Here is a 5,977-nt window from a genome sequence, read left to right on the forward strand (position 1 = left end):
CCCCCGCCGCTTCCGCCGGGGGCGCACTCTCGCCCTCGGCCGGCGCTTCCGCGACCGCTTCTCCGGAGGCTTCCTGGGGAGTTGCTTCGGCCGTTGCTCCGCCTGCTTCCAGGCTGGAGAAGTAATTATTGACCGCGATACTGATTTTTTCCACTGTCTTCGGGCCGATGCCGGGGATCTCCTCGAGCTGCTCCGGCGTCATATCGGCCAGGGCCTCGACCGTGGTCACGCCCGCGGCGGTGAGCTTCTCCACCAGGCCCTCGCCCAGGCCCTCGACCTTCTCCAGCGGCGTGGTGGCCGGCGGCAGCAGCGCCGACATCTGCTGCTCCACCTCCTGCCGCTTCTCTTCCTCGCTCTTGATGTCGATCTTCCAGCCCAGCAGCTTGGCGGCAAGGCGGACGTTCTGCCCCTTCTTGCCGATGGCCAGCGAGAGTTGGCTGTCGTCGACGATGACCTCAAGGTGCTTCTCGCCGGAATCAAGCACGGTGACGCGGCTGACCTTGGCCGGCTGTAGCGCCTTTTCCGCGAAGGTAACCGCATCTTCGTGGTACTCGATGATGTCGATCTTTTCGCCGCGCAGCTCGCGGATGATGGACTGCACGCGCATGCCCTTCATGCCGACACAGGCGCCGACGGCATCCACGTCCTTGTCCTTGGACATGACCGCGATCTTGGTGCGCTCGCCGGCTTCGCGGGCAATGGCGCGAATGACCACCGTGCCGTCATAAATTTCCGGCACCTCGGTCTGGAAGAGGTGCTGCACCAGTTCGGGCGCGGCACGGGAAACCACCACCTGCGGTCCCTTGGAGGCTTTCTCAACGCGGGTAATGACGACGCGCACCCGCTCGCCGGAGGCAAAAGATTCCAGGCGCGATTGTTCCTTACGCGGCATGCGCGATTCCGCCTTGCCGATGTCGAAAATCAGGTCCGGTCCTTCGACGCGCTTGACGGTGGCGTTGACGATCTCGCCGACACGGGAGATGTACTCGTTGTAAACCGTATCGCGTTCCGCCTCGCGCACTTTCTGAAAGATCACCTGCTTGGCCAGCTGCGCGGCAATGCGACCGAGGACGTCGGTGGCCTTGGGAATGCGCAACTCGCCTCCGGCCTCGGCGTTCGGGTCAAGACGGCGGGCCTGCTCGAGGGTGATCTGGTTGGTTGGGTCCTCGATCTGTTCCGGAGTTTCCACCACCTGCTTGACCACGAAGGCGCGGATCTGTCCCGTGTCCTTGTCAAGCTCGGCGCAAAGGTTTTCCTGCGTCTTGTAGTACTTGCGGGTGGCGACGACAATTGCGTCTTCCACCGCGCTGACCACAATCTGCGGATCAATGCCCTTCTCGCGGCTGAGTGCGTCAATGGTGTTGTAAAGCTCGCTCGCCATAAATCTTCCACTTGCCCGATTGCTGAACTGCGGAATTGCGGAAGCTAAGTTCGGCACTTCCGCCGATCGGCAGTTCCGCAATCAAAATTCAGGAACCAGGTTTGCCTTGTCGATGTTGCCCAGTTCGATCTCAACGATCCGCGCCGGCAATTTCTTGCTGCTGACTTCCACCGCTACGCGGCCATCGCGGAGTCCCTGCAACCGGCCGTCGAAGTGCCGGTTGCCCTCCACCGGCTCGCGAGTGCTGACACGCACCCGATTGCCGGCGAAGCGCTCATAGTCCGCAGCCTTCACCAGCTTGCGATCCAGCCCCGGCGAAGAAACCTCAAGCGTGTACGAACCACCCGGGATGGCGTCCTCGACATCCAGGATGGTCCCCAACTCGCGACTGACGAAGGCACAGTCCTCGTGGGTGACGCCGCCGGGTTTGTCAATGAAGAGCCGAAGCAGCCGGGCCTTGCCGCCGCCGCGGAACTCGAGATCGACTAATTCAAGACCCTGGGATGCAGTGACCCGTTCCGCGATTTGCCGCACGTGCTCCAGATCCGCCGCCATCGCCCCTACTCAAATAAAAAGTGGGCTCTCGCCCACTGGGTATCGTCGCCGAAGCTGTCCGACACAGCAGTCGTTTACAAATATACGCCCCAGCAGGGCAAAACACAAACCGGGCGGAAAGACCCAACCAACGCTCATTCAATGAGATGCAGCGGCGGCGGCGGAAGATTCAGTGGCCCCCGTGCAGGCTGAAGATAGAGCGGCCGCCCACATTTGCCCGGGTTTTCAAATGTGCGTCTGTTCCAAGCATGACAAGCAAATCTTCGCACTAAACTACGGAGCTAAAGGGTGTGCGGCTTCCGGCCACGATCCTGGCAGTGACGTTCGGGGACCTCCCGCCCCAGGCGCTATGTACCTGATTTTAGGGTTGACAGGGGGCGGCGCTGGGCGCATAAATATTCATGGTCTGAATAATTATTCCGGAAGGTAGATGAAGGAGTTCATGAGCGCAGAACTGCAAACCGCCGTCGTCGGCGCCACCGGGTATTCGGGACAGGAACTCACCCGCATCCTGTACCAACACCCGCGCATGAAACCGCCTCTGCTGCTGTCGCGCGAAGGCGACAACGGACAAGGTCCGGCGGAGATCATTTCCCCGGTGGACGGGACTGCCGTCCCGATCCATCCCTTTTCCTGGCGTCTGCTCCACCAACAGGGAGTCGACCTGCTGTTCCTGGCCACGCCCCACGAAGTGTCGCGCCAGTGGGTGCCGGAGGCGATCGAGCGCGGGCTACGCGTGATCGACTTGAGCGGCGCCTGGCGTCTGCATCGGCACGAGAACGCCGCCGTGTACGGCTTCCACGACGTTGGCACCCCGGCCTGCGATGCCGTGATGCGCAAGGCGGTTTACGGCCTGCCCGAACTCTGCCGGGCGAAACTGCCGGAGGCGCAACTGGTCGCCAACCCCGGCTGCTATCCGACCTCGGTGATCCTGGCGCTGGCGCCGCTGATGGCATCAGGGCTGCTCGACGTGGAGCACGGGGTGGTTTGCGACTCCAAGTCCGGCGTGTCCGGCGCCGGCAAGGCGCCGACCCAACAGACACATTTCGTCGAGACGGCGGAGAATTTCCGCGCCTACTCTGCATTCACCCACCGTCACGCGGGCGAGATCCTGGAGCAACTGCAGCTTGCGCCGGAGCAGTTGGCGTTCAGTACGCACCTGTTGCCGATCCGCCGCGGAATTCTGTCCAGTATTTACACCCACCTGAAACGGACGGTCAGCGCGCTGGAACTGGAGCAGCTGATCCGCGACTTTTATGCAAGCAGCCCGTTCGTGCGTATCTATGCTCCGCCCCGGCTGCCGGAGATCCAGCACTCGCAACATTCGAATTTCTGCGATATCGGCTGGGTGCTGGCTCCCGACAACAAACGCGTGATGCTGGTGTCCTGCATCGACAACCTGATCAAGGGTGCGGCGGGACAGGCAGTGCAGAACATGAACCTGATGTACGGCTGGGATGAGCGGGAGGGGCTGGTTCCGGTGCCCGCTACCCGCAGCCGGTTCCCGCGCGCCGCTTACGTGGCGGCGGCGACACAGGCCAGCTACGTATCAGGAGCGATTCATTGAGACTGGTGGTTAAGATTGGCGGCACGCTGATCGATGACCCCGTTGCCATTGACCGCTGCGCCCGGTGCGTTGCGAGCATGGCTCAGGCGGGCCAGCAGGTTGCCGTCGTTCACGGCGGCGGCAAGGCGCTGACACGGCTTCTGGAGCGGTTGGGCAAGAAGAGCGAATTTGTTCACGGTTTGCGCGTCACCGATGCCGAAACGCGGGATGCGGCGTTAATGGTCTTGGCTGGCGGGATCAATAAGAAGCTGGTTGGCGCTCTCGGCAAGCTGGAGCAGCCGGCGGTCGGGATGTGCGGTGGAGACGGTCTCAGCTTTCGTGCGCGCAAGCGGGAGAACGGCGCTGTTGACCTCGGATTCGTGGGCGAGATTTCGTCGGTTAATCCGCAGTGGTTGAACGCGATCTGGGAAGCCGGTGCGGTGCCGGTGATCGCCAGCCTGGCGCTGGGCGCCGACGGCGAGTATTACAACATCAATGCCGACCAGATGGCGGCTGCCTGCGCCGTCGCCTGCGGCGCTGCCCGGCTGGCATTTCTGACCGATGTGGGTGGCGTGATGAATGCCGACCAGTCGGTGATCCGCACCCTGCCGGCAAATGAAATCACGGCGCTGCGCGATGCCGGGATCGTCCGCGGTGGGATGCTGCCGAAACTGGAAGCATGCCAGCGCGCGCTGGCCGGCGGCGTTGTTTCGGTGCACATTCTGCCGGGGGCGGAGATGGAAGCGTTGAGCGGGCTTGCGCGGGGTGCAATCCAGGTGGGAACGGAGTTGGTAACGTGAATCTCGAAGCCGTAGCGAGGGCGGAAGCGAAGCTTTTGCTGCCCACCTACGATCGCAAGCGCGTGCTGTTTCGCCGTGGCCAGGGTTGTTATCTGTGGGATGACCGCGACCGGCGCTACCTGGACTGGCTGAGCGGCATCGGAGTGTGCGCGCTCGGTTACAACCACCGGGCGGTGACCGAGACCATTCGCAAGCAGGCGCCGCGGCTGGTGCACATCTCGAACCTCTTTTATCACGACTACCAGGCGGCGCTCGCGGAGCGGCTTACCAGGCTGTCCGGCCTGGACCGCGCCTTCTTCTGCAACAGCGGCAGCGAAGCCATCGAGGGCGCCCTGAAGCTGGCGCGTGCTTATGCGCGTTTGCACAACAAGAATGGCGCCAAGGCTCCGTGGCGCATTGTCGCCATGGATAATTCGTTCCACGGCCGCACCGCGGGCGCGCTGGCGGCCACGGCGACCAAGAAATATCGCGAGCCTTTCGAGCCGCTCCTGCCGGGCGTGCGCTTCGCAAAATTCAACGACGTTGCCGACCTGGAGAAGAAACTCGACGGCAGCGTGTGCGCGGTGATCATCGAACCCATCCAGGGCGAGGGCGGGATCAACCCGGTGACGCCTGAATTTTTTTCCGCCGCACGCCAACTGGCGGACAAGCTTGGCGCGCTGCTGATCGCCGACGAGATCCAGTGCGGCCTGGGGCGCACCGGCGACATGTTCGCGTTCCAGAAGTTTGGCGTCACCCCCGACGTGCTCGCGCTGGCGAAGCCGATCGCGTCCGGACTGCCGCTGGGCGCGATTCTTACCCGCGAGCACGTTGCTGCGGCGATGAAGCCCGGCCTGCATGGCACTACGTTTGGCGGCGGCCCGCTGGCTTGTGCCGTGGCTGTAACCGTACTCGACACTTTGCAGGGCGATAAGGTGCTGGCTAACGTTCGTCGTGTCGGCAAATATTTTCGCGAGCAGCTGGAAACGCTGAAGCGGAAACATGGATCGGTGGCGGAGGCTCGCGGGATCGGGCTCATGCTGGCGCTTCAACTCAAAATACCGGGCAAGGACGTGGTCGATGCCTGCCTGGCGCGCGGCCTGGTCATCAACTGCACGCACGACACTGTGTTGCGCTTTTTGCCGCCGTTTATCATCACCGAAAAACAAGTGGATGAAGGCGTGAAAATCCTCGACCTTGCGCTGGGCGAGGTGGAGAAGAAACTCGGATTGCAGGCCGCTGTCGTGGCCGACAAGAAACGCTGATGGGATTCGGCAAGCGGAAAATTCGGGCCAGAAAGGCAATCCTGCCGGACGTTCCGTCGATCCATGCCTTGATTTCCCACTATGCCGACGCCGGTCTGCTGCTGCCCAGGACGGTGGGCGAGCTTTGCGAGAACGTGCGCGACTTCACCGTGGTCGAGCACAAGAACAAGGTGATCGGCTGCGGCGCTTTGCATTTGTACGGGCAACATCTGGCGGAGGTGCGGTCCATTGCCGTCGCGCGCGAAGCGCAAGGCCAGGGGGCCGGAAGCCAGTTGATCGACGCGCTCCTGAAGGAAGCCGAAGAGCACCAGATCGCGCAAGTGTGCCTGTTCACGCGCGCGCCGGAATATTTCGGACGCCTGGGCTTCGTCGAAGTTCCGCATGCCGTGCTCCCGGACAAAATTTTTAAGGATTGCCGAAACTGTCCGATGTTTACTCGCTGCGACGAGAC

General features: G+C 62.6%; 6 protein-coding genes. 4 read left to right on the top strand and 2 right to left on the bottom strand.

What is annotated here, in order from left to right:
* On the bottom strand, positions 1-1,381 hold a 1,381-nt coding region (nusA, locus tag VFI82_11845), incomplete at its 3' end, for a transcription termination factor NusA (protein HET7185370.1).
* Between the two features lie 81 nt (positions 1,382-1,462).
* Entirely contained in the window at positions 1,463-1,936 is a 474-nt protein-coding gene (rimP, locus tag VFI82_11850) for a ribosome maturation factor RimP (GenBank protein ID HET7185371.1), read from the bottom strand.
* A gap of 442 nt (positions 1,937-2,378) precedes the next feature.
* Here rimP and argC point away from each other — a divergent pair, with 442 nt between their 5' ends.
* The 4 genes from argC to VFI82_11870 all read left to right on the top strand — a co-directional run.
* On the top strand, positions 2,379-3,503 hold the full coding sequence (gene argC, locus VFI82_11855; protein ID HET7185372.1) for an N-acetyl-gamma-glutamyl-phosphate reductase: 1,125 nt from the start codon (positions 2,379-2,381) through the stop codon (positions 3,501-3,503).
* 5 nt (positions 3,504-3,508) lie between these two features.
* Positions 3,509-4,282, top strand: coding sequence for an acetylglutamate kinase (gene argB / locus VFI82_11860; GenBank protein HET7185373.1), 774 nt, complete (start codon positions 3,509-3,511; stop codon positions 4,280-4,282).
* Complete coding sequence (locus VFI82_11865; protein ID HET7185374.1) at positions 4,279-5,526, top strand: aspartate aminotransferase family protein; 1,248 nt, start codon at positions 4,279-4,281, stop codon at positions 5,524-5,526. Before argB ends, VFI82_11865 begins: the two co-directional genes overlap by 4 nt.
* On the top strand, positions 5,526-5,977 hold a 452-nt coding region (locus VFI82_11870), incomplete at its 3' end, for an N-acetyltransferase (GenBank protein HET7185375.1). The genes VFI82_11865 and VFI82_11870, both read left to right, overlap by 1 nt.

This window comes from Terriglobales bacterium, assembly GCA_035691485.1.
In the GTDB taxonomy this organism is placed as follows: domain Bacteria; phylum Acidobacteriota; class Terriglobia; order Terriglobales; family Acidobacteriaceae; genus JAIQGF01.